Source organism: Halomicrobium zhouii (assembly GCF_900114435.1).
GTDB classification, from domain to species: Archaea; Halobacteriota; Halobacteria; order Halobacteriales; family Haloarculaceae; genus Halomicrobium; species Halomicrobium zhouii.
On record NZ_FOZK01000001.1, the window covers coordinates 1,386,125 to 1,409,177 of the forward strand.

21 protein-coding genes are annotated in these 23,053 nt (G+C 68.2%); 8 read left to right on the forward strand and 13 right to left on the reverse strand.

All coding sequences use genetic code 11. The features are described 5' to 3' along the window. Positions 1–35: 35 nt before the first annotated feature. Positions 36–1,268, forward strand: coding sequence for a hypothetical protein (locus tag BM337_RS06410; RefSeq protein ID WP_089815021.1), 1,233 nt, complete (start codon positions 36–38; stop codon positions 1,266–1,268). A gap of 26 nt (positions 1,269–1,294) precedes the next feature. Here BM337_RS06410 and sfsA read toward each other — a convergent pair whose 3' ends face one another. From sfsA to BM337_RS06425, 3 genes are all read right to left on the reverse strand, one after another. Beyond that, on the reverse strand, positions 1,295–2,047 hold the full coding sequence (gene sfsA, locus BM337_RS06415; protein WP_089815023.1) for a DNA/RNA nuclease SfsA: 753 nt from the start codon (positions 2,045–2,047) through the stop codon (positions 1,295–1,297). Between the two features lie 81 nt (positions 2,048–2,128). Continuing rightward, positions 2,129–2,560, reverse strand: coding sequence for a hypothetical protein (locus tag BM337_RS06420; RefSeq protein ID WP_089815025.1), 432 nt, complete (start codon positions 2,558–2,560; stop codon positions 2,129–2,131). 62 nt (positions 2,561–2,622) lie between these two features. After that, positions 2,623–3,387 (reverse strand): DUF1405 domain-containing protein, encoded by a 765-nt coding sequence (locus BM337_RS06425; protein WP_089815027.1) that lies wholly within the window; start codon positions 3,385–3,387, stop codon positions 2,623–2,625. A gap of 805 nt (positions 3,388–4,192) precedes the next feature. Between BM337_RS06425 and pdxS the strand changes: the two genes are divergently transcribed. Together pdxS and BM337_RS06435 are read left to right on the forward strand one after the other, a co-directional pair. Next, positions 4,193–5,098 carry a pyridoxal 5'-phosphate synthase lyase subunit PdxS gene (pdxS, locus tag BM337_RS06430; RefSeq protein WP_089815029.1) on the forward strand — a complete coding sequence of 302 codons (906 nt, stop codon included), beginning with the start codon at positions 4,193–4,195 and terminating at the stop codon, positions 5,096–5,098. An 82-nt stretch (positions 5,099–5,180) separates the two neighbouring features. Beyond that, on the forward strand, positions 5,181–6,518 hold the full coding sequence (locus BM337_RS06435; RefSeq protein WP_089815032.1) for a hypothetical protein: 1,338 nt from the start codon (positions 5,181–5,183) through the stop codon (positions 6,516–6,518). Positions 6,519–6,601: 83 nt separating this feature from the next. Here BM337_RS06435 and BM337_RS06440 read toward each other — a convergent pair whose 3' ends face one another. Beyond that, the gene (locus BM337_RS06440) at positions 6,602–7,558 is read right to left on the reverse strand and encodes a DUF7983 family protein (RefSeq protein WP_089815036.1); all 957 of its coding nucleotides are present in this window, start codon (positions 7,556–7,558) and stop codon (positions 6,602–6,604) included. A gap of 127 nt (positions 7,559–7,685) precedes the next feature. Here BM337_RS06440 and BM337_RS06445 point away from each other — a divergent pair, with 127 nt between their 5' ends. Next, complete coding sequence (locus BM337_RS06445) at positions 7,686–9,017, forward strand: mechanosensitive ion channel family protein (RefSeq protein ID WP_089815038.1); 1,332 nt, start codon at positions 7,686–7,688, stop codon at positions 9,015–9,017. Here the strand turns inward: BM337_RS06445 and BM337_RS06450 are convergent. The 3 genes from BM337_RS06450 to BM337_RS06460 form a co-directional block, all read right to left on the reverse strand. Next, positions 9,014–9,331 carry a hypothetical protein gene (locus tag BM337_RS06450; protein WP_089815040.1) on the reverse strand — a complete coding sequence of 106 codons (318 nt, stop codon included), beginning with the start codon at positions 9,329–9,331 and terminating at the stop codon, positions 9,014–9,016. The genes BM337_RS06445 and BM337_RS06450 overlap by 4 nt on opposite strands. Positions 9,332–9,501: 170 nt before the next feature. Then, positions 9,502–9,870 (reverse strand): hypothetical protein, encoded by a 369-nt coding sequence (locus BM337_RS06455; RefSeq protein ID WP_089815042.1) that lies wholly within the window; start codon positions 9,868–9,870, stop codon positions 9,502–9,504. Positions 9,871–9,998: 128 nt separating this feature from the next. Further along, positions 9,999–10,874 carry a homoserine kinase gene (locus tag BM337_RS06460; protein ID WP_089815046.1) on the reverse strand — a complete coding sequence of 292 codons (876 nt, stop codon included), beginning with the start codon at positions 10,872–10,874 and terminating at the stop codon, positions 9,999–10,001. Between the two features lie 184 nt (positions 10,875–11,058). Here BM337_RS06460 and BM337_RS06465 point away from each other — a divergent pair, with 184 nt between their 5' ends. From BM337_RS06465 to BM337_RS06480, 4 genes are all read left to right on the forward strand, one after another. Continuing rightward, positions 11,059–13,230 carry a sensor histidine kinase gene (locus BM337_RS06465; protein WP_089815049.1) on the forward strand — a complete coding sequence of 724 codons (2,172 nt, stop codon included), beginning with the start codon at positions 11,059–11,061 and terminating at the stop codon, positions 13,228–13,230. 69 nt (positions 13,231–13,299) lie between these two features. Continuing rightward, entirely contained in the window at positions 13,300–14,142 is an 843-nt protein-coding gene (locus BM337_RS06470) for a PH domain-containing protein (RefSeq protein ID WP_089815051.1), read from the forward strand. A 41-nt stretch (positions 14,143–14,183) separates the two neighbouring features. Further along, entirely contained in the window at positions 14,184–14,891 is a 708-nt protein-coding gene (gene radB, locus BM337_RS06475; protein WP_089815053.1) for a DNA repair and recombination protein RadB, read from the forward strand. Between the two features lie 136 nt (positions 14,892–15,027). Continuing rightward, positions 15,028–16,983, forward strand: coding sequence for a methyl-accepting chemotaxis protein (locus BM337_RS06480; protein WP_089815055.1), 1,956 nt, complete (start codon positions 15,028–15,030; stop codon positions 16,981–16,983). Positions 16,984–17,178: 195 nt separating this feature from the next. On the opposite strand, the gene BM337_RS06485 is transcribed toward BM337_RS06480, so the two are convergent. From BM337_RS06485 to BM337_RS06510, 6 genes are all read right to left on the reverse strand, one after another. After that, positions 17,179–17,859: a thioredoxin family protein gene (locus tag BM337_RS06485; protein WP_089815057.1), complete on the reverse strand. Its 681-nt coding sequence runs from the start codon at positions 17,857–17,859 to the stop codon at positions 17,179–17,181. A 4-nt stretch (positions 17,860–17,863) separates the two neighbouring features. Further along, on the reverse strand, positions 17,864–18,607 hold the full coding sequence (locus BM337_RS06490) for an ABC transporter ATP-binding protein (RefSeq protein ID WP_089815059.1): 744 nt from the start codon (positions 18,605–18,607) through the stop codon (positions 17,864–17,866). Further along, positions 18,604–19,365 (reverse strand): ABC transporter ATP-binding protein, encoded by a 762-nt coding sequence (locus BM337_RS06495; protein ID WP_089815061.1) that lies wholly within the window; start codon positions 19,363–19,365, stop codon positions 18,604–18,606. The genes BM337_RS06490 and BM337_RS06495 overlap by 4 nt, the downstream gene beginning before the upstream one ends. After that, positions 19,362–20,552, reverse strand: coding sequence for a branched-chain amino acid ABC transporter permease (locus BM337_RS06500; protein ID WP_089815063.1), 1,191 nt, complete (start codon positions 20,550–20,552; stop codon positions 19,362–19,364). The genes BM337_RS06495 and BM337_RS06500 overlap by 4 nt, the downstream gene beginning before the upstream one ends. After that, positions 20,549–21,538: a branched-chain amino acid ABC transporter permease gene (locus BM337_RS06505; RefSeq protein ID WP_089815065.1), complete on the reverse strand. Its 990-nt coding sequence runs from the start codon at positions 21,536–21,538 to the stop codon at positions 20,549–20,551. The genes BM337_RS06500 and BM337_RS06505 overlap by 4 nt, the downstream gene beginning before the upstream one ends. Before the next feature lie 134 nt (positions 21,539–21,672). Next, on the reverse strand, positions 21,673–23,025 hold the full coding sequence (locus BM337_RS06510) for a substrate-binding protein (protein ID WP_089815066.1): 1,353 nt from the start codon (positions 23,023–23,025) through the stop codon (positions 21,673–21,675). Positions 23,026–23,053 lie beyond the last annotated feature (28 nt).

Genomic DNA, 23,053 nt, shown 5'->3' on the forward strand with positions numbered 1-23,053 from the left:
GGTAAGTAACGGGATCGGTGTCTGTGAGGTAATCGATGTCCCAGTGGGCCGCGGTCCTGGTCTCCGCCCTTCTCTTTACCAGCACGGCCGGTGCCCTCGGTACGACCAACGTGCTCGACGTCGACGGCGACTCGCGCCCGGTCGCGACGGAGTTGCTCGACGGGACGGACCCGTTGACGGCCGACACCGACGGCGACGGGGTCGACGACGACCGCGAACGGGACCTGGGGACGGACCCGACGGTGGCCGACACGGACGACGACGGGCTCTCGGACGGGCGGGAACGGTCGCTCGGGACCGATCCCAGCACTGCCGACACGGACGGCGACGGTCTGGACGACGGTCGCGAAGTGGCACTGGACTCGGACCCGACGCTCGTCGACACCGACGACGAAGGCCTCGACGACGCGCGTGAGGTGGCGCTCGGGACCGACCCGGCCGCGGCCGACACTGACGGGGACGGACTCTCGGACGCTCGGGAAGTCGAATCGACGGCCGTGAACGCGACGGTGGCCGACACGGACGACGACGGGCTGGACGACGGCGAGGAGGTGGACGGTCCGACGGACCCGAGCGACCCCGACACGGACGGGGACGGCCTCTCCGACGGCCGGGAGGCCGAGATCGGCACCGACCCGACGATGGTGGACACCGATGGTGACGGCCTCACCGACGCCGCGGAAGTCAGGGGCGAGACGGAGACCGGCGTTCCGATTCCCGACGCCGACCCGACGCGGATGGACCTCTACGTCCAGGTGTACACCGACACGGCGTCGGCGGGCCCGTCCTCGTACGACGCCATCGAGGACGACTGGGCCGAGATGCCGGTCCCCAACGCCGACGGTTCGATGGGGATCACGCTCCACGTCGACGACCGGGGGACGGTCGAGCAGTCGCACACCTTCGACGGCTCCAGCAGCTCCTTCCGCGCGCTCGTCGAGGACGGGAAGGCCCGCGCTGGCGACGCCTACGGGCCCTACCGCGTCGTCATGTTCGTCGAGTTCGACGCCGGCCGGTACGTCGGCATGGGGCGGGTCGGCGGCCACTTCTCTATCGTCAACGGCGACCGGCCGGAGCTGAAACAGCGCAAGACGATGAACCACGAACTCCTCCACAACGTCGTCGGTCGCATCGAGGCCGACGGCCGGTGCGCGGACGACCCCGCTCACTACTGCGAGGGCGGGTGGCTCGAACCGACGACCAACAGCGAACAGTTCCTGCCCGAGGCTATCGGCGAGCAAATCGCCGAGAACGGCTTCGCGGAGTGAGGGGCAGTGGCCGGGGCGACCGGGCCCTACGCGTCGAGTTCGACCGGCAGGTCCGTTCGGCGCAGGGAGTAGTGCGGCGGGTCGAACGCCGTGACGAGCGCGTGGACCTCGACGCCGGCCTCGCTGACCCGGGCCAGCAGGTCGGCGAACTCGGGATCGACCTCGCGGAACGGCCGGAGCCGTTCGACGTCGGGTCGCTGGACGACGAACGCGAGGTGGGCCTCGGTGTCGTCGGCGAGGGCGGACTCCAGACTCCGGAGGTGGCGCCGGCCCCGCTCGGTCTGGCGGTCCGGGAACTTGACGACCCCGTCCTCGACGTGGGTCGCCGACTTGACCTCGACGAAGGCTTCCCGGGAGCCGTCGCCGTCCGTCGCGAGGTGGAAGTCGGTGCGGCCGTGGTCCGGGAGCGCGGGCTCTCGGGAGATCTCGTCGGCCCAGTCGAACTGCGGGAGTTGGCCGCCGTCGAGCGCGCTGGCGAACAGGTCGTTGGCGAGCGCGGCGCGGAGGCTGACGTGGACCGGCTCACTGGCGTCGGCAGTGGTTGCCTCGGAAACGCGAATCGCGATGGCGTCGTAATCGGTGGCCCGCTCCGGGTCGTCGACGGGTTCACAGAGGACCTCGTAACCTGGTACCAGGACGTCCCGGAGCGCGCCGGGGTCGCCGAGAAAGGCCCGTCCGACCTCGTCGCCGAAGTCGACGCGGATCACGAAGCGGTTGTCCCGCTCGACGAACTCGCCGATAACCGGGTCGCCCTCGCGCGTCAGGAGCCGTTCGTTCATCGCGAGTGCGTACTCAATCCGGGGTTCTATGGATTCCGTTCCGTCGCCGCGGCTGAACGAGATCGGACCTCTTGGACGGCGTTACTCGATAGTCCCGAGGTCCCGGAGCGCGGCGACGCCGATTCCCACCGCATACGTCACGACGATGGCGACGCCGGTCCAGCCGAACGCGAAGGCGACGAGCCTGAGGAACTGGCCGACGTACTCGCCGTGTACCCACGGCAAGTTGACGACGAGCCAGGCGACCAGTAGCCACGGACCGGCCGCAAACAGCGCCGTCGCGTTGTCGCCGAGGACGCCCTTCGGTGTCGGGTCGCTGTAGGCGGGAGCGGCGTGCTCGGCGAGCGCGACGCCCCGGATCGCGGCGTAGAGCAGCGCCATCACCGTGCCCGCGTTCGTGGCGAACGACTGACCCACTGGCGGGAAGAGGAAGCCGACGGCGGCCCAGAACCCGAGTATCGTGACGAGAACCGTGCCGTCGTCGAGGAACCGCCGACTGACGTCCAGGGACATGCCCGGATGGCCGGCGAGTGCCGTAATAAAGCCCGTGGAACCGTCAGCGCCCGTGTTCCGCGTCAGCGCTCCAGTTCGAGCTTCTCGACCCGCGTCGTCAGCGCGAGGAAGGTGGCCAGCACGGTCAGGAAGACGGCTGCCGCCGCAGCCAGGTCGTGGGCCTGCGACGCGTGGTCGAAGGCCGTCCCGGTCCACTCCGCGCCGATGGTGGTGTGGTGCGGGTCGCCGACGAGCGGGACGAAGTAGTCGACGACGTCGTTCCAGAGGTACCACCCGACGGCGACGGCCACCGCGCCGACGGGGAAGTCGCTGTAGCGGTGGATCAGGAACGCCTCGACGGCCATCGCGACGTGGCTCCAGACGAGGAAGTGGTACATCCACAGCGGCGTGTCGCCGAGCCCGTTGATCACGAGCTGGACCCACGGCGTCCACAGGCCGAGCTTGATACAGCCGAAGAAGGCCAGCGCGTGGATCCACTCCGCCTGCCAGCCGCGTTTCCAGCCGATGAGCGAGAGCGCGATGAACAGCGTCGCCACCGGGCTGTCCGGGACGAAGGGCCACATCACCGTCGGCGTCCGCGCGAACTGGCTGACGAAGAGGGGGTCCGAGAGTGGGAGGGGGTGGAAGCCGTAGTACCAGAACCCGAACAGCGTCCCCAGCAGGTTGACGATAGCGATGGGGTACGCGAGCCGGAGCCCCAGATCCTCCAGCCACCCGGGAAGGGGCGCGACGTAGCGCGGGAGGTCCTCTCTCGGGGGCAACGGCCCGTCGAAATACCGGGCGACGAGTCCTTCGAGCCGGCGACCCGCGTCCTCGATGGCTGCCATGTGACGGTGCTTGGCTCGCGGCAGGAAAACGATAGCGGTGTTTCGGGATGGAGGGTGAGGGCGTAGATGTTTCTACCGATTGGAGGTACTCGGACTGTTCGATAGGAGTTCTAGCTCTACTACAAACACCTCGAAAGCCCTCGGTGCGCTCGCGGCCGCTCAGCGGGATACCCTCACGTCCGTTCGGGTAGTGCCCGCTGAGCGACTGCCTTCCAGCGCGAGCCCCCCTCGCCCTTTCAGTCCACCAGGAACTACGTTGCTCGCGCGATGAAACGCGCTCACGATTCGTCCACCAAACCTCCCCGGATTCGCGCCGTCCGGCGCGAATCACGCTTCCTAACCACCCGGTACGGCCGGGAGCGAGTGGCGCGACGGTGTCGCGCCCTCGCGACCCACCGAAAGACTCGGCACGCCTCGTCTTTCGAGCCCACACTCGCTTCGCTCGCGTGAAAGGGGAAGGGCAGGGCTGCGGTGCTGCGCTGTCCCTGGAGTCCTCGTGAGCGAAGCGAACGAGGGCTCGTCAGAGCTTGCTCTGACGGTGGACTGAAAGGGCGAGGCGGACTCCGGGAACCCGGGCGCAGCAAGCCCCGGGACCGGAGGGCGCCGAGGGCTTTCTGATTGTTGGCGGTCCCGATTCCGTCTCTTGAGAGCGCGCCGAGGGCTTTCGACGTGCTTTCGATAGTCTCGTTCGTTGCTCCCGAGCGTGTCGATCCTTCGTCGCCCCCCGAACTCGCCCTTCCAACCCACATAAACTCCCGTTGCGAGAAGGACACGCGTTAAGTGACCCCGCATCCAACCCTCGACAATGACGGAAACCGATCTCGAAGAGTTAAAGCGCGGGACCGAACTGGTCAAGCGCGGCTTCGCGAAGATGCAGAAGGGTGGCGTCATCATGGACGTCGTGAACCGGGAGCAGGCCCGGATCGCAGAGGACACCGGCGCGGTCGCGGTCATGTCGCTGGAGGCCGTCCCGGCCGACATCCGCAAGCGCGGCGGCGTCGCACGGATGGCCGACCCGGCCGACGTCGAGGAGATCATCGACGAGGTGTCCATCCCGGTGATGGGCAAGTCCCGCATCGGCCACACGAAGGAGGCCCAGATCCTCGAGGCCGTGGGCGTCGACATGATCGACGAGTCCGAGGTCCTGACTCCCGCGGACGACAAGTACCACATCGACAAGCGCGACTTCACGTCGCCGTTCGTCTGCGGCGCCCGGAACCTCGGTGAGGCCCTGCGCCGCATCGACGAGGGCGCGGCGATGATCCGGACCAAGGGCGAGGCCGGCACCGGCGACGTCAACCAGGCCGTCCACCACCAGCGCACCATCAAGGGCGCCATCCGCGAACTCCAGGGCAAGACGTTCGAGGAGCGCGAGCGGTGGGCCCGCGAGAACGAGGCGCCCGCGGAACTCGTCCACGAGACCGCAGAGATGGGCCGCCTCCCGGTCGTCAACTTCGCCGCCGGTGGCATCGCGACGCCCGCCGACGCGGCGCTGATGATGCACCACGGCTGCGACGGCATCTTCGTCGGGTCGGGTATCTTCGGTGCGGAGGACCCCGAGGCGATGGGCACCGCCATCGTCGAAGCGGTCAACAACTGGGACGACCCCGAGACGCTCGCGGAGATCAGTTCGAATATCGGCAAGGGGATGAAGGGCGACGCGAACGCCGACCTCCCCGAGGAAGAGAAAATGCAGGGCCGCGGCGTTTAGACCGGCGCCGACCGGAGGAGGGCCTCGACCAGTCCCGTCTAGTCACCAGCTATTTGTCACCTGGGGCGAGTTCGTTCGCCCGATGCGTTCGCCCCGCTACGCCCTCCTCGCAGTCGCTGCACTGCTCGCCCTCCCGCTGGTCGCGCCTGCTACGTCCGCGGCGCCGCCGCCAGAGGACGTCTGCGGCGTCTGCGGCCACGAGTTCGAACAGACCGCGGCGGACCTCGGTGCGAACGTCACCGTGGTCGAGAGCGAACTCGACGTCCGCGTCGCCGAGGCGGGTAGCAGCCGCTGGACGGCACGGGTCTGGGTCGACGAGCGGGGTGCCGAGCACTTCGCCGCGAACCGGACGCTGCTGGAGCAGACCGTCGAGCGGACCTACGAGTCCGGGTACACGGTCGTCGACAACCCGCGGAACCTCTCGGTGACGCTCGACGAGCGGCTGGTCGTCGTCACGTTCACCGTCGACGACGCTGCGCAGCGCTACCCCGGTGGCGTGGTCGTATTCGACGCCGTCGCCAGTGATTCTGCCGACGGCAACCCCCGTCTCGTGGCCGACGAGGTGACGGTCAGGGGGCCTCCGTCGACGGTCGTCACGCACGCGCCATCGGGCGCGTCCAGTGAGGGGAACCGGAGCGTCTGGACCGCTGGCGAGACGGTCCTCGTCCGCGATAGCGTGGTCGCCTTCGCCCCGGACGGCGGCGTCGCTTCGCAGACGGCGACTGCTGCCGTGATCCGCTGGCACGGACTCGAAGCGGCGGCTCCGGGGCTGTTGGAGTTCGCGCTCGTCCCGGCAGGCCTGCTCGCGCTCGTGGCAACCGGCCTGCTCCTGGCTGGCCGGCACCTGCAGGCGGCTCTCGGCGACCCGAATCGGGTGACTCGGGCCCTCGCGGTCGGTGCGGGCCTCTACGCGGTCGTCGCTGTCGGCGGCGGTGTCGTCGATGCGGATTTCGCTTTCGTCCTCGCGGTAGTGGGGGTCCTCCTGGTTCCGCAGGTGTTCCTGACCGCAGCAGTGCTGCTCGCGGCCGGAAGAACGAACGGGGTCTCTCCACCTATCGGCGAGCGGTCCGCTGGCGTCACGGTCGCGGCCTGGACACTCGTCCTCGTCCTCGGCGCGCCCTTCAGCAACGTACTGGCGCTGCTAGCCAGCCCGCTCGTCTTCCTGCCGTTCGGCGTCCTCGCGGGCGCGGACCACCCGGGACGGCTCGCGTTCCCTGCAGTCGTCGTACTCGGTACAGCCGCGGCCGCGCTCCCCTTCGTCGACCAGGTCGGTCTCCTGCTGGTCTCGCCGGAGATGCTCGCGGGACACGCCATCGTGACGGCCGCCCTCGGGGTGCCGCTGTTCACACTCGGGCGGCGGTTCGGTGACGCCGCGTCGTCCGGGCGCGACGCTTCCGCCGTCGCAACCGCGACCGAGTGACTGCGGCGCGCTCGCCGTCGCCCGTTCTTCCCGGCCGTCTGCGGCGCTTCCGACGGCGGACCGCGATATCGCTCCACGGACGACTATCCCGTAGCCAGCACGTCGTCGATCCGATCTTCGAGCGCGTCGATCTCCTCGTGTAGCTCTGCGGCCTCTTCGTCTTCCAGTGCCGCGAGCCTGTCTTTCAATCCCTGCAGTCGCGAGCGCTTGGCGTCGCTCTCGACGCCGGTCTTCTGGACGTAGTACTGTTCGTGGACGTCGTACACCTCCGCTTCGCCGATCTCGCTCGTCGCCAGCACCACGTCGAGTTTGTCCTCGTCGACGCCGAGAACCCACTCCCTTGGAACCCCTGCCTCGTCGAGCACCTCCAGCACGACGTCCTCGTCCTTCAGCGTCCGGCGCTCGCGTCGCGTCCGCGAGACCGTCCCGTACTGGCCGTGCAACCGGCCGTCGGGGCCGACGTGGTCCAGCAGGTCGCGGCCGACGTCGCGTCGCAGGTCGTCGGCGCCCCACTGGACGTCCGAGAGGAGGACGTACACGTCGACCAGTTCCTCGGCCGGTAACTCCTCCAGTGCGGTGACGTCGTGACGTTCGAGGAAGTCGGCGACGAGCAGAGCGTCGTCGTGGACCTCCTCGGGTGGCCGGCGGACGTCCCAGCGGGACCGGACGAACGGGCTCTCGATGGGAACGTCGTCCGGGTCGGAATCGGTGGCGTCCGCCCGCCGGAGCGTCCCGGCTCCCGCTCCCGCCCCCTCGACGGCGTACTGGGGCGCGAGGCTCAGAACGGTGACGTACGGCCCGACGCCGGGCGGGAGCGAATCGAGGTCGAGCCCCTCGTCGTCCACCGAGTCGGCGAGGACGTCGAACTGGTCGCGCCGGAGGTCGCGGCTCCCGCCGTCCAGGAACTCGACGGTCACCCGGTCGTCCTCGATGCGTTCGACGACGAACACGCGCTCGTCGTTGGGCGTGACGAGCACCTCGTCGTGGTCGAGCACCTCGCAACGGTCGCGGACGGACTGCCACGTCGCGTCGGTGGTCATGGCCGTCCGTTGGGGCGCCGCGGGCTTAACGTGTTGGCCTGCCGTCACGACGGCCCCAGAACCGCCGGACGGCGTATCCTCGCAAACGAAGGTAACGCCCAAGTTCTCCGAGGCGAGAGTGGGGGGCATGCAAGCGACGGCGACGTCGAACGAGACGTCCGGTGGATCCGCGACGGAGACGCCGAGCCTGACGTCCGGTGAGTCCACGGCGGGGGACGGGCTCGTCGAGGTCGCCACGGGATTCCAGCGATTCCTGGAGGGGCTCGTCGCGTCCGAGGGGCGCCTCGTCGCCAGCCTCGTGCTCGCGGGCGCGCTCGTCGTCGGCATCTTCGTTCTCCCCGCCGTCGCGGGTCGCGTTCGCTCGCTGCTCGCCGAGACGGGCCAGACCGACCGGGCCGTACGTGGCGTCGAACGAGCCAGTCGGTACGTCCCAACCAGTTTCGCCGAACTGCTCCTCCGGACCGCCCAGCTGACGGTGCTGGTCGCCGTCGTCACGGCGTTTCTCGTCGTCTGGGGGGTGGTCGACCTCTCGACGACGGCCGACGACCTGCGGAATGCTGTCGGACCCAACCTGTACGACGCCGTGAAGACGGTGCTGATCGTCGCCGTCGCCTTCGTCGCCTCTGACCAGTTGCAGCGGTTCATCGCGAAGGTCGCACGGCAGGTCGACGGGATGACCGAACACCAGGAGGAGATACTCCTCCGCGTCGGCCAGGTGACGATTTTCGTCACGCTGGGGGCCACCATCCTCGCTGTGTGGGAGGTCAACGTCGGCGGTCTGCTGGTCGGGGCGGGGTTCCTCGGCATCGTCGTCGGCTTCGCCGCACGCCAGACGCTCGGCTCCCTCATCGCCGGTTTCGTCCTGATGTTCTCCCGGCCGTTCACCATCGGCGACTGGGTCGAGATCGGCGACAACCAGGGCGTCGTCACAGACATCACCATCTTCAACACGCGCCTGGAGAACTTCGACGGCGAGTTCGTCGTCATCCCCAACGACCAGGTGAGCGACCGCTCCATCACGAACCGGAGCCGGAAGGGACTGCTCCGACTCCGTACCGACGTCGGGGTCGACTACGAGGCGGACGTCGAGACGGCCAGAGCGGTCGCCCTCGACGCGATGGAAGACGTCGACGCCGTCGTGACCTCGCCCCAGCCCCAGGTCGTCCCGAAGGCGTTCGGTGATTCGGCCATCCTCCTCGAACTCCGCTACTGGATCGACCACCCCTCGCCGCCCCGGAAGTGGCGCGCCGTCTCGGCCGTCGTCACCGCCGTGAAGGCGGCCTTCGACGAAGAGGGGATCACGATTCCGTACCCCCAGCGGACCGTCTCGGGTCGGGACGCGACGGCCGCCGCCGAGGACGCGAACGGATCGCTCGCGGACGGTGAGGCCGACGGCGACGGTATCGACGCCAGCGTCGGGAGCGTCGACGACCACCCCGTCAGGGAACCAGACGACTAGTCCGCCAGGCCGGAGACGACCAGTCCGGCGCCGACTACCCACGTCCCGGCGAGCACTCCGAGCACCGCGACGTGGAGGAGCCAGCCGAGGCCGCCACCCATTGCGAGGGGACCGGTGGTCGCCGCGACGGCGGAATCGAGTCCGGCGTCCATCGTCGGCGCGTCACCGAGGACGAGAAGAAACGTGACGAGTGCGAGCGGTGCCGCCGTCAGGGCGACGACTGTGCCCGCCCGCGTCAGGACCCGACCGGCGGTCGCGAGGCTCGTCGGCCGCCCCCGAGCCCCCGCGTCGAACTCCGGCCGGATCCGTGGCATGCGATCACGTAACACTGCTGACGTGATAAATGTCCCTCTATACTGTGGGTGACGAGGGGGGTCCAGTAGAGGCACGGCCGAAGGGGGAAGACAGACGCCGTTCGGAGTCGGACCCGGCTGGTCGTCGAGCGAGGACTCGTCCCTGTCCCGTCTGGCACTCTCTCGGACGGTCACTCGTATCGGTATCGCTTGGCCACGCCCGAGACGACAGTGTACCCGATGGCGAGGACGAGCACGAACCCGAACGTGGCCAGCGAGTCCACACTCACCTGCCCGCCCTCGGCGTATACCGCCGCGGCGTAGGCGACGGATATGACGAGCACGAAACCGGTGAGTGCGACGCCGGTCTGGGCCGCAGTGAGGAACTCCTTACCGCCCCGCAGAAAGTACACTCCGGCCAAGAACAGGGCAATCAGCGTCCCCTGAACCGGCCCGAACGGCCCCCCGTCTGCCAGGCCCGCGAGAAAAACCAGTGCGATCAGGGGCACCATCAGTAGCGTGAGCAGTGCCAGCTTGATTTTCTTCGGGGACACGTCCACGCAGCGGTTACTTGGTCGGGGCTAAAATGCGCTTATTTCGATTCGTCGATCGAGGGGACAAAACCTGCGGGCGCAGGAGGGGCCGTAGTCACTATAGAATATACTGAGAGGCAATCCACTACCAAAAACTAGTACACCGTCGCGCCCTGTCCGATGCGCGTCTGGTACACTGTCGCGTCGGCGCCGGTGTCGTCGAAGGCGTCCAGCATCGCCGTGCCGATGGCGCGCTGGTCGCGCTCGTAACAGGCGGCGATGACCGCGGGACCGGCGCCGCTGATGGTGACGCCCGTCGCGCCGGCGTCGAAGGCGGCCTCGCGGACGGATTCGTAGCCGTCGATGAGCTTCGCGCGGGCGGGCGTGACGACGGTGTCCTCCATCCCCCGGCCGACGAGTTCGGGGTCGTCGCGGTGCATCCCGGTGGTCAGCGTCGCGGCGTTGCCGACGTTCTCGACGAGCTGGGAGACGCGGGCGCCGTCGGGGACGACTTCCCGGGCGTCCCGCGTCGAGACGACGATGTCGGGGAGACAGGCCACCAGCGGGATGTCGGCCGAGACTTTCGTGACGCCGTCGGGCGTGGCGATGGTGAACCCGCCCATGATGGAGGGGGCGACGTTGTCGTCGTGGGCGTCGCCGGAGACGACGGCCTCTCCCTTGGCGGCGATAGGGACCAGTTCCTCTCGTGAGTGGCCCCGGTCGTACAGCTGGTTCAGCGCGACGGCGGCCGCGGCCGCGCTGGCGGCCGAGGAGCCCAGGCCTGACGCCGGCCGGATACCCTTGTCTATCTGGATGTGCGCGGGAGCGTCCAGGGCCTCGGCGACGGCCCCGACGGTGTTCTTCTCGGGGTCCTCCGGGATGAACTGGCTCCCCGCGCCGGTGACGTCGATGATGGTCCGGTCGGCCTTCTCCACGCGGACGACGTCTGCCGGGCGCTCGAGGGCGACGCCGAACACGTCGAAGCCGCTCCCGAGATTGGCACTCGTCGCCGGCGCCCGGACGGTCAGCATACCTCGCAGTTTTCCCAGTGCCGGCAAAAAGGTAGCGGACCGTGGTGGTCCGCCGCCGGCTCGGAACGTCGCGAGGACAGGCTGGTCCGTTCGCCAACAGTGGCGTCCTCGTCAGTCTCACACGTGAAAATTCGCCCGGAAGCACTAAGCCAGCGTCTGGTAATCAGGTGGTATACCGACTGCTATGGGTGCCCACACGCTGACACTCGTCGCCGCCGGGAGCCTCGCAGGCGCGTTCGTCGGTCTGGTGGTGGCCGCGATCGCCTGGAACAACCGCGAGCGACCCGCAGCGACGCAGTTCGCCCTGCTCATGGTTGCCGTGGCCGGCTGGTGCGTCTTCGCCGCCGCCCAGATGGTCGCCACGACGACGGCGGAGGCGTACCTGTTCGACCGGATCGTCCGGGTCTCGTCGACGCACGTCCCACCGCTCGCACTCACGTTCGTCCTGGCCTACGGGGGCCACGACGAGTGGCTCGCGCCGAAGTGGCTCGCGCTCCTCTGGGCGTACCCGGTGATCTACATCCTCCTCTCGGTGACCGCCCCGCTCCACGGGCTCGCGACCGGTCCGGCCGCCGTGACGTTCCAGACGGTCGCCGGCGTGACGGCGCCCGTCGTACCGGTCGGGCCCGCCAAGACCGTCCACCTGGCGTTCGCGTACGTCGTCATGGTGCTGGTCTACCTCGTCCTCTTTCGACTCCTCCGCCGGACGCGGACGGCCCACCGGGGCCAGGCAGCGGCCGTCGTCGTCGGCTCGGTCGCCCCGTTCTTCGCGAACGTCGCGTTCTACACCGGCTTCCTGTCTCATCCGGGACTCGATCCCACGCCGATGACGTTCGTTCTCAGCGGCGGTATCATCGGCTGGGGGCTGTTCAGGCACAACTTCCTGTCCGTGACGCCGCTCGCGAGCGACGTCCTGATCGCCGGGTTGCCCGACCCGGTTCTCGTCCTCGACAGGGACGACAGGGTCGTCGACAGCAATCCTGCGGCGGCCGCGGCGCTCGTCGGTGACGACGTCGAGGGCGAGTACGTCTCCGACGTCGCTCCCGGACTGATCCGCTCGCTCACCGAGGAGGGCATCTACTCGGTCCCGACCGAGCACGCGACCGACGGGGGCGTCACACGTTTTTACGACCCCCAGGTCGAGACCATCGACGACCAGCACGACACCGAGCGGGGTCGGCTCGTCGTCCTCCGGGACGTGACCGGCCAGCATCGTCGGCAGGACCGCCTCGAAGCCCTCCAGGCGGCGACCCAGCGGTTCATCGCCGCGTCCACCGACGAAGAAATCGCGTCACTGGCGGTCGACTTCCTCGAACAGGCCCTCGACCACCACGGCGCCGGGGTCTTTCTCGTCGACGACGCGGAGACCACGCTCCAACCGGCTGCGCTCACAGACACTACCGCCGGATACTACGACGACAAGGACCTGACGATCGGCCCCGACAGCGTCCCCTTCGACGCCTTCGAGTCCGGGGAGCAGCGGACGCTCACCGTCGACGATGGGTCCCCGTTTACCGTCTTCACCTTCTTCCCGCTCGGCGACCACGGCGTCGTGGCCATCGGGTCGCGCGAGGAATTCGGCTTCGCCAGCGACGACGAGCAGTTCGCCGCCATCCTCGCGCGGACGACCCAGGTGGCGCTCTCGCAGGTCGAGCGCGAGGGGGCGCTCAGACAGAGCAGGGCCTCCGTCGAGCGCCGGAGCGAGCAGATAGAGTTCTTCAACGGCGTCCTCCGCCACACCATGCGGAACGCCCTGCTCGTGATCCAGGGACGGGCCGACCACCTGCGCGCACACGTCGAGCCGTCTCAGGAGTCCCACATCGACGTCATCGAGCGCTGGTGTGAGGACCTGGCGACGCTCAGCGACGAGATTAGAGCGCTCAACGACACCGTCACCGCGACGGAGAGCGAGCGCTTCGAGGCAGTCGACCTGACGGCGCTGCTGCGGTCGCGGACCGAGCGGGTCGCACTGGAGTTCGAGTCCGTCGACGTCACAGTCGACGTCGGAGACGACCTGCAGGTGCGGGCCAACGAACTCGCCGGCCGGGTCCTCGACACTGTGATCCGCAACGCCGTCGACCACAACGACGCGACCGAACCGCGCGTAGAGATTTCGACGCAGCTGGCGGCCGACCGGGTCCAGGTCCGCGTCGCCGACAACGGCTCGGGGATGTCCGACGAGATGAAGGAGTCGGTCTTCGAGCGGGCCCTCGCGACGAACCAGACTGCGAGCGGCTTCGGTCTCTACTTCGTCTCCGTCGTGATGAATCTCTACGGCGGTACCGTCTGGTTCGAGGACAACGACCCTCGCGGGACCGTCGCCGTTCTGGAGTTCCAGTCCACCGCGGCGGAGTGAGAGCGACGGTCGCGACCTCGTCTCGTTTCGGGAACAACTGTTTTCTCACCCCCGGACCAAGCGCCTCGCATGTCCCGTCCCGCCCTCCAGGTCGCGGACCCGACACCGGTCAGGCGCTCGGACCCCGTGTTCGGCATCGCCGCGGGCCTCTACCTCGCCCTGCTACTCTCGCCAGCCGTCCTCCTCGCGGTGTCGGTCACCGGCTGGACCGAGCCCGGCGTCCTCTACGGAACGTTCCTCGTGACGGGCGTCGGTGCGCTCGCACTGGCCGGCCTGGTTTTCAGCCGTCATCCCGGGCTGGTTCCCCGGCTCGGATCGTCACCGCTGGCGTGGCTCCCCGCCGTCATGGGGGTGGTCGTCGCCGCCGGTGCGCTGGCCACCTTCGAGTACGCCGGTGGTCTCTCGGTCCTCGGCGCCTTCTTCGGCCTGTTCGCGGCACTAGTCGGGACTCTGCTGGGCGCGCTCGCCCGCTCGCGGTACGCGAACGCCGTCCTCGAGGACGCCGCCGAGCAGCTGGCCTTCGAGGCGGGCTGGCCGCAGGGTCCCCGAAACCGTGTGTACGCCGTGGCCGGCGTCGTGGCCGGCCTCTCCGCCATCGGGTGGCTCGCCGGCGTCGTCGCGGGGTTCGACTGGCTGGTGACGCTCTGCCAGATGGGCTTCTCCCTGGGCCTCGTCACGTCGGTCGTCGGCCGGTCACGCACCTATCGGGTGACGTCGGCGGGACTGGCGGTCGACGAACCGCTCCGGACGCGACTGCTGCCCTGGTCTGCGTTCGAGGGCTGGGACCGAACCGACGACGCCATCGAAGTCCGTCGTCCCTGGCGGGTGGACGTTCGGCTGGCGACCGACGACCTGGCGGACCCCGACGCCGTCGCGGACGCGCTCGCTCGTCACCTCCCGGCGCGGGCCTGAGCTTCGCCAGCGTTTAATCACCCGTTCCCCTACCCTCTCCCGTGAGTACACACGTCCCGACCGGCTGTGAGGCCATCGACGAGCTGTTCGGCGGTGGCTTCGAGCGGGGTGCGGTGACCCAGATCTACGGGCCGCCCGCCTCGGGGAAGACGAACCTCGCGCTGAGCGCCGCCGTCGAGGTGGCCGCGAGCGGCCGGTCGTCGCTGTACATCGACACCGAGGGGCTCTCCGCCGACCGGATGCAGCAGGTCGCCGGCGCCCGCGCCGAGCGGACCGACGACAGCATCGAGGATCTGGCCGGTCGCATCATCATCTCCGACGCGCTGGACTACGAACAGCAGGAACAGGCCGTCCAGGACGCCGCGGACCTGGCCGCGGAACTCGACCTGATCGTCCTCGACAGCGCGACGGGGTTCTACCGGCTGGAACGCACCGCCCAGGAGGAGGGCGAGGCGCTCCGCGACGTGGCCCGCCAGATCACCCACCTGCTCTCGCTGGCCCGCAAACACGACCTGGCGGTCTGTTTCACGAACCAGGTGTTCTCGGACCCCGACGGCGACCGGAGTCGGGCGCTCGGCGGCCACACGCTCAACCACTGGTCGGGTGCGATCGTCCGGCTCGAACGGTTCCGGGGCGGGAACCGCAGGGCGACGCTGGAGAAACACCGTGCACAGCCGGCCGGCGAGAGCGCCCGTTTCCGCGTCACCGACGCGGGGCTCGAGGGCGTCGAGGACGGGCCTCGCCAGTGACCGGGCGCCGCCGCTGACCGGGCCGTTCCCGTCTCCTCGCGAGGGTTTCGCGGGCTCGGATTATCCCCATCGATAATGGCCGAGGTAGGTTTATCCCGGAGTATCATGATCGATGTGCCAATAGGTGTCACTACTGATGGCAGACCCACGCTTCACACGCGTACGCAGGTGGCTGGCGCGACGATGGGGGACCAGGGAGACCCGATCACTCGAACCGGACGGCGGTGCCGTGGTCGGCGCTGCCGGCGGTGGCACGCGGGAGTCGCTCGCGGCGGCCTACGACCCGTCGCTCGACGAGCTCGGGTCGCTCTACGGGTCGGCCGACGGGGCGGCCGTCGGCGACGCCCACCTGACCGGTCTCTTCGAACTGGACGAGGCCGACGTCGCCGCGCTCGTCGAGGACTACCGGGAGGCCGACATCGACGCGTCGACGTTCGTCGCCTCCCAGCGCGTGGCCAACGAGGCCATCGTCGGCGCCGTCTTCGACGAACTCCGGGAGCGACTCGACCCCGAAGCGCGGGCCGCGCTCGACGAGAGCGAGGCGATGCTGGTCGAGGGCCTCGGCGCGTCGACGGACGTGTTCGCGGCCGGCGTCGGGGCCTACGACGCGGCGGACGGCGGTGGTGACGACGGCGCGTCGACGGTCGGTAACGCGGCCCCCGGCGACGGACTCGACTACCACCGGGTACTCCACCACGTCGGGACGCCGCTGTTCGTCCTCGACCCGGAGGGCGAGATTCTGACCTGGAACTCGCAGCTGGAAGACCTCACCGGCGTCTCCGAGGCGGCGGCCCAGTCCATGGAGATGGCGAGTATGGCCTTCTATCCCGACGGGCGGCGTGGGCAAACGCTCGCGGACAAGGTGCTCGACGCGCCCGAAGCGACCGACGCCGAGTACGACGTGCCGCGGGTCGAGGAGGCAGATTTCACCCTGTATCGGGACACGAGCGTCATGGTCGATCCCGACGGCGAGGAGGTCCACATCTCCTTCTCGGCGGCGCCCATCTACGACGACGACGGCGCGTTGCTCGGCGTCGTAGAGATGGTCCAGGACCGGACCGACGACGCGCTCCGCCACGAGCAGACCGCCGCGCTCGTCACCGAACTCGAGGAGACGATGCACGACATCCAGAACGGGGACCTGTCGGCGCGAGCCTCCTTCGACAACGAAGGCGACCACGTCGACGAGTCGCTGCTCGCCGTCGTCACCGAACTCAACGAGATGGCGAGCGCGCTCGAGGGTCTCATCGAGGGCGTCGACCGGAGCGCGAACTCGCTGGCCTCGGCGACCGACCAGTCGGCAGACGCCGCCCACGACGTCGAGGCGTACGTCACCGCCCAGAACGAGATCCTCTCGGAGGCCGCCAACGACGTCCAGGACGTCAGCGCCAGCATGGAGGAGATCGCGGCGACGTCGAGCGAGGTCGCCTCCGCGGCGACGCGGGCGCTGGATGCGGTCGACGACGGCGCCACCGCCAGCGAGGAAGCCCAGGCGGTGACCGACGAGCTGACGGCGACGAGCGACGACCTGGTCGACAGCGTCGGCGAACTGGCCGACCGGATGGACCAGGTCAACGAGATCATCGACATCATCGCGGACGTCGCCGAGCAGACCAACATGCTCGCGCTCAACGCCAACATCGAGGCCGCCCGCGCCGGCGAGAGCGGCAGCGGCTTCGCCGTCGTCGCCGAGGAGGTCAAGACGCTCGCCAACGAGACCAGCGAGTACACCGAGGAGATCTCCGGAAACATCGAAGCGATCCAGCAGCAGGCGACCGACACCGTCGACACGGTCGAGGAGTCCAACGAGCAGATCCTCCGCGCCGAGACGAAGATAACCGACGCCCTGGACGCCCTGGACGACATCTCCGAGGCGGTCGAGGAGGCCGCCTCCGGCATCAACGAGGTCGCCGACGCGAACGACAGCCAGGCCAGCGCCGTGGAGGGTATCACGACCACCATCGAGGAGGCCCGAAGCCACGCCGAGGACGCGGAGGCCGCCGCCGCCCAGATCGTCGACGCGACCGGTTCCCAGTCCCAGACCGTCAGGGAACTCGTCGACAGCGTCGAGGAACTGTCGACCGACGACTGAATCTCCTTCCTTCCGTCCTACCGTCCTTCCCTCCTTCCCTCCTTCTGTTCTTCCTCGACTCGGTAGGCGCTCTCGCGTCGCGCTTCGCGTAGGTACTCACTCACACACGGACAATTCTCGGCTGCGTCGACTCGCCGTCTGTCCAGAAATCGAATCGCGTGGCCGGACGGCCGGGAGACGAACCCGGTACCGGCCTCACTCGACGTCGTAGACGTCCGCGGCCCACTCCGCGAGCGTCTCGGGCTTCGTCCGCCCCGTCCGCACGTCGAGCATCTCACAGTCCTCGAACAGCACGACCGCGGGGGCCGCGTTGACCTCGTACTCCTTGCAGAACCCCGGGCACTGTTCGCCGTCGAGCCCTGCCACCCGGGCGTCGCCCGGGAACGCGGCCAGGACGTCGTCGAGTTCCTCCTTCATCGCGTCGCAGGGGGCACAGCCGCGCTTCCACACCGTCACGACGGCCCGGTTGTGCGTGGTGAGGAAGTCGCCGTAACACTCGTCGTCGAGTTCGACGACGGATTCTGGCACCGGCGACTGGGGACCGACTTCGGTGACGATGCTCGCCATCTCGGCGAGTTCCGCGACCGAGCAGTCCTCGAGCGTGGCGTAGAGCGTGAGGTACGTCGCGAACTCCTCGCGCGTGACCTCGTGGCGTTCGACGTGTTCGGCGGCGGCCTCGGCCGAGTCGAAGCCGAACGTGTCGGCGACGGCCTGGTGGAACTCCGCCTCGGTGACGTCGAGGTAGGTGTCGTAGTAGACGTGGCGGTCCTGCTCGAACTCGTCCGTGGTCGCCAGCTCCCCCGTCACGTCGTCCTCGACGAGGACGCCTTTCGCGACGAGCGCGTCGACGTAGCTGTCTACCTGGGCTTCGTTCACTGTGTTAGACCCCCAGGTACCGCTGGCGCGTCTCGTCGTCCTCGCGCAGTTCGTCGGCGGACCCGCTGAACACGACCGCACCCTGGTCGACGACGTAACACCGGTCGGCGATCTGCATCGCTGCCGCGGCGTTCTGCTCGACGAGCAACACCGTCGTCCCGTCGTCGCGGATGCGCTCGATGGCGTTCTCGACGGTCTCGATGATCTGCGGGGCGAGCCCCTCGTAGGGCTCGTCCAGCATCAGGAGATCTGTGCTCTGTTTCAGCGCGCGGGCGATGGCGAGCATCTGTTGCTCGCCGCCCGAGAGCGTGCCGGCCTGCTGACTGGCGCGCTCGCCGAGTCGCGGGAAGTCGTCGTACACCTCCTCGGTCGTCATGCCGGTGTGTTCGAAGTCGATGTCCCGGCCCCAGGTGTTCGAGGGGTTCGAGACGACCTCGGCGAGGTGGAGGTTCTCCTCCACGGTGAGGTTGGCGAAGACCCGGCGCTCCTCGGGGACGTGCGAGATGCCCAGCGCCGAGATGTCCTCGGTCGGCAGGTCGGTGATGTTCCGTCCCTTGTAGGTGATCGTGCCGTCCCGGACCGTCGGCGGGCGCGCGCCCGCGATGCTCCTGAGCGTCGTGGTCTTGCCCGCGCCGTTGCGGCCCAGTAGCGCGCAAATCTCGCCTTCCTCGACGTGCATCGACACGTCGCGGAGGATGTGACTCTCGCCGTAGTAGCTGTCGACGCTGTCGAGTTCGAGCAGGCTCACAGCTCGACACCTCCGAGGTACGCTTCCTGGACGTCGGGGTCGCCCTGGACCTCCTCGGGCGTCCCTCTGGCGATGATGTCACCCTGGTGTAACACGGCGATGCGGTCGGAGATGCTGAAGACGATCTCCATGTCGTGTTCGACCAGCAGGATGGTCAGCCCCATCTCCTCCTGGACGCGCTCGATCAGGTCGACCGTCTCCTGGGTCTCCTCCGGCGACATGCCGGCGGTCGGTTCGTCCATCAGGAGGAGCGACGGTTCACTCGCGAGGGCGATACCGATCTCCAGGCGACGCTTGTCGCCGTAAGGGAGGTCGGCCGCGGTGACGTCCTTCTGCGGGAGCAACTCGACGGCGTCGAGGACGTCGCGAGTCCGCTCGGCGACCTCCGGATAGCTGTCCCGGTGCCGGAGGAAGTTGAACCGGAAGGAGCCGTGTTCGGCCCCCAGCGAGGCGATGTTGGCGTTCTCCTCCACGGAGAGGTCCGGGAAGATAGAGGCCGTCTGGAACGACTTGCCGACGCCGCGCTGGACGACCTCGTGGGGTTCGAGGTCCGTTATCGACTCGCCCTCGAACAGGATGTCACCGCTGGTCTCCTCGAGCATCCGGGTGATGAGGTTGATCAGCGTCGACTTGCCCGCACCGTTGGGGCCGATCAGCGACAGCAACTCGCCATCCTGTATCTGGAGGTTCACGTCGTCGGTGGCCGTGAGGCCGCCGAACTCCTTGACGAGGTCGCGCGTCTCGAGGATGGTGCTCATCGGTCCTCACCTCCGACGAGGGACGTGATCCAGTCACGGCCGTTTGCGGCTTTCTGGCGTGCGATCGTCGGGGCTTCCGGTAAGAGGAGGCTCTTCTCGCGCACCCAGGAGATGCCACCCCAGATGCCGTTGGGCATCGTGACCACGACGACGATGAAGACGACGCCGAGGATGAGGTGCCAGAAGTCGCCGATGCCGGCCATGCCGCTGACGATGTTCGCGACGTACATGTACAGCCCGGCGCCGAATATCGCGCCGAACAGGGAGCCGGCGCCGCCGAGGACGGTGATGACGACGATGTCGCCGCTGACCGTCCACTGTAGCGTGTTCTCGATGGGCACGTACGAGCGCTGGATCGTGTAGAGGCTCCCCGCCACGCCGGCGAAGGCCCCCGAGATGATAAAGGACATGAGCTTGTATCGCCAGACGTTGAGACCGACGAACTCCGCGCGCTGTTCGTTCTCCCGGATCGCCCGGAGCACGACGCCGTACGGTGAGTTGAGGATGCGGTAGCCGACGACGACCGCGAGGACGAGCGCGGTGCCGGCGAAGACGTACATCCAGTTGCTGACGAACGCTACGGGCACGAACGGCACCTGGCTGCCCAGGTCGATGACGCCGAGCAGGTTCCCGACCTCGACGCCGGTGAACCCGTTCTCGCCGCCGGTGACGGTGGACAGCGGCGAGAGGAAGATGTAGTAGATCATCTGTCCGAACGCCAGCGTGAGGATGGCGAAGTAGATGCCGCCGCGGCGCAGCGAGATCCACCCGATGACCCAGGCGAGCACCACCGCGACGGTGGTCCCGGCGAGGATCATCGCGATGGGGCTCCCGAACACTTCGGCGCTGAAGATGCCGGCGGCGTATGCCGCGGTGCCCCAGAACATCGCGTGGCCGAACGAGAGCAGCCCGGTGTACCCGAGCAGCAGGTCGTAGCCGATGGCGAAGATGGCCCAGATCAGCGTGAGCGTGATGAGGCTGTTGTACCACGTGAGGTCGCTCGGGAGACCGATCGCGTCCGGGACCGTCACCAGGACGAACGGCGCCAGGAGGACGCCGAGGATCGTCAGCACGGCGACGGTGGACTCCTGTTCGCGGACCGCTGCCCAGCGCTCGTACAGCGACGGCGACTGTTCGCCGGGCTCTGCGCTCTCCGGTTCGGTCGGAGTCTGGACCTCGTCGCTCATGCGGCCACCTCCTCCTCACCGAGGAGGCCCTGTGGCCTGGTGAGCAACACGACGACCGCGAGCACGTAGATGCCGACCTGTGCCCACGGCGTCCAGTTGACGGTGATACCGAGCAGCGAGACGCTGCCGAGCGAGATGAGCGCCACCTGGACCATCCCGATGAGCGTCCCACCGAGGACGGCGCCCCGGATCGACCCGACGCCGCCGATGACGACGGTCAGGAACGCCGGCACGAGGATCGACATCCCGATCTCGGGGTTGATGTTCGAGAGCGGCGCGCCGACGACGCCGGCGACCCCGGCGAGCGCCGCGCCGATGCCGAACATGACGATGTAGGGTCGGGTGATCTTGATGCCCAGCAGGCGCACCATCTCCGGGTCGCGCGTGCCGGCTTTGACGACCAGTCCGAAGTCGGTGTACTCGACGATGGCGTACACCGCCAGGACGAGGACGGCCGTGATCACGATGACCCAGAGTCGCCAGAGACCGAGGCTCACGGCGGTGAACGGGATGTCGGTGGGTCCCGAGAGCGGGATCACACCCAGGGCCTCCGGGGGGATCACCAGTTTGTAACTGCGACCGCCCACGAGGGCGTGGAGCGCCTCCTGGACGACGATGGCGAGCCCGAAGGTCACCAGGATCTGGTCCGTGTCGGGCCGGTCGTAGAACGGGCGCGCGACGTACCGCTCCATGGCGAGCCCGACGACGAAGACGAAGACGGGAACGAACACCAGGGCGGGCAGGAATCCCAGGTCGAGGCCGATCGTCTGGTATCCCCAGTCGGCCAGTTTCCCGTTCGAGACCGAGATCTCCTGGGCGATCAACAGCCCGGCGTACGCACCGATGACGTACAGCGCGCCGTGGGCGAAGTTGACGAACCGCAACGTCCCGAGAATGATCGACAGGCCGATGGCCAGCAGGACGTAGATAGCACCCTGCTGGAGTCCGTTGACCAGCAATACGATGATATCCCCGAGGATGTTCACGAGTCGATCACCTCGGAGGGAGCGAGACAGCCGCACCGTCTCCGTCGAATTTGATTGTCAGTAACAGGCATGGTAATGTGAGCCTCCGTCGATGAGGTATGTCAATGTAGGTAGTTCAGCAGACCGCCGACAGTTCACTCGTCTCCGTACTCTCCGAGTTCGCACTGCGACGCGGGTCCTTCGTCACAGCCGTAGCCGACGTCGTCGCGCGAGGTGATGTCGACGATTTCGAAGAACTGCCCGTCGCCCTGCTCGGACTCCGGGAGCCCGCGGACGACCGGGATCGCGCGCTGGGCCTGGTGGTCGCAGGCACGCATCGTCTCATCGCCCATCCCGATGTTGTCGTACTCGAAGCCTTCGAGCTGCCGGATGACCTCCGGCGGGTAGAACGTTCCGGCGCGTTCGACCGCGGCAGCGTACTGGAGCGTCCCCGAGTACGCGAGCTGGGCCGGCCCCGAGGGCACGCGGCCGTCGTACTCCTCGCCGAAGAATTCGGTGAAGGAGTTCGAGGGCTCGTTGTCGATCTGGGAGTCCCAGGCGATCGTGCCGTAGATGCCGTCGATGGCGGAACTGGCCGCCTCCGCCATGGGCCGGTTGTACAGCGGCATGACGATCTCCATGTCCTCGTCGATACCCGCGTCGATGGCCTGGTTCAGCGAGTTCGCCCCGTCCAGCCCGTAGTGGTTGAGGAACAGGACGTCGGCGCCCGAACTCTGGGCCTCCGAGAGGTACGAGGAGAAGTCGCTCGTGTCCAGCGGCGTCGCGACGCTGTTGACTTCCTCCCAGCCGGCCTCGCCGAAGAACTTCCGGATGGACTCCTCGACCGTCTTCCCCCAGGAGTAGTCCGCGTACAGCTGGTAGAACGACAGGTCGTCACCGTACTCCTCGGTGACGACGGGCGTCAGCGCCTGCCCAGTCATGTACGCGTTGAACATCTCCCGGAAGCTGTAGCGGACACAGTCCTGTCCGGTCGTGTCGTTGGAGTGTGTCAGACAGCACGTGAACATCACGTTCTCGCGCTGGGCCACGCCCTGCTGGGCGATGGCGACCGCGCTCGAGGAACCGCCGGCGAACATGATCACGTCGTCGCGCTGGATCATCCGTGAGGCGGACTCGTCCGCGGTCGAAGCGTCCGTGGCGGTGTCACCCTCCACGTAGTCGATCTCGTAGTCGAGGACGCCTTCGCCCGAGAGGTCGTCCCAGTTGTCGACCCAGCCGCCCCCGTTGTTGAGGTGTTTGACGGCCAGTTCGTACGCCCGGAGCTCGTCCTCTCCCTCCGAGGAGTACGGCCCCGATAGCGGGACGTTGAAGCCGAACATCGCCGTGTCGCCCTCGATCGGGTAGTTCCCGAGCGCGGGGTATTCGTCGTCACCGTTGCCACCACCATCGCCGGAACAACCAGCTAGCCCAGCCAGTCCGAGTGCACCAGTCGCGCCGGCCTGTTTTAGCACAGAGCGTCGTGAGACGCTCTTGTCATCGCTTGACATACACAGTACCACCTGTCGAGTACCCTCA

Bases quoted from the DNA above. Each gene is read 5' to 3' on its own strand.
- BM337_RS06445 (WP_089815038.1), top strand. From the start codon at position 7,686: ATGCAAGCGACGGCGACGTCGAACGAGACGTCCGGTGGATCCGCGACG.
- BM337_RS06495 (WP_089815061.1), bottom strand. From the start codon at position 19,365: ATGAGCACCATCCTCGAGACGCGCGACCTCGTCAAGGAGTTCGGCGGC.
- BM337_RS06480 (WP_089815055.1), top strand. From the start codon at position 15,028: ATGGCAGACCCACGCTTCACACGCGTACGCAGGTGGCTGGCGCGACGA.
- BM337_RS06465 (WP_089815049.1), top strand. From the start codon at position 11,059: ATGGGTGCCCACACGCTGACACTCGTCGCCGCCGGGAGCCTCGCAGGC.
- BM337_RS06500 (WP_089815063.1), bottom strand. From the start codon at position 20,552: ATGAGCGACGAGGTCCAGACTCCGACCGAACCGGAGAGCGCAGAGCCC.
- pdxS (WP_089815029.1), top strand. From the start codon at position 4,193: ATGACGGAAACCGATCTCGAAGAGTTAAAGCGCGGGACCGAACTGGTC.
- BM337_RS06450 (WP_089815040.1), bottom strand. From the start codon at position 9,331: ATGCCACGGATCCGGCCGGAGTTCGACGCGGGGGCTCGGGGGCGGCCG.
- BM337_RS06420 (WP_089815025.1), bottom strand. From the start codon at position 2,560: ATGTCCCTGGACGTCAGTCGGCGGTTCCTCGACGACGGCACGGTTCTC.
- BM337_RS06410 (WP_089815021.1), top strand. From the start codon at position 36: ATGTCCCAGTGGGCCGCGGTCCTGGTCTCCGCCCTTCTCTTTACCAGC.
- BM337_RS06460 (WP_089815046.1), bottom strand. From the start codon at position 10,874: ATGCTGACCGTCCGGGCGCCGGCGACGAGTGCCAATCTCGGGAGCGGC.
- BM337_RS06510 (WP_089815066.1), bottom strand. From the start codon at position 23,025: ATGTCAAGCGATGACAAGAGCGTCTCACGACGCTCTGTGCTAAAACAG.
- sfsA (WP_089815023.1), bottom strand. From the start codon at position 2,047: ATGAACGAACGGCTCCTGACGCGCGAGGGCGACCCGGTTATCGGCGAG.
- BM337_RS06440 (WP_089815036.1), bottom strand. From the start codon at position 7,558: ATGACCACCGACGCGACGTGGCAGTCCGTCCGCGACCGTTGCGAGGTG.
- BM337_RS06435 (WP_089815032.1), top strand. From the start codon at position 5,181: ATGCGTTCGCCCCGCTACGCCCTCCTCGCAGTCGCTGCACTGCTCGCC.
- BM337_RS06470 (WP_089815051.1), top strand. From the start codon at position 13,300: ATGTCCCGTCCCGCCCTCCAGGTCGCGGACCCGACACCGGTCAGGCGC.
- BM337_RS06425 (WP_089815027.1), bottom strand. From the start codon at position 3,387: ATGGCAGCCATCGAGGACGCGGGTCGCCGGCTCGAAGGACTCGTCGCC.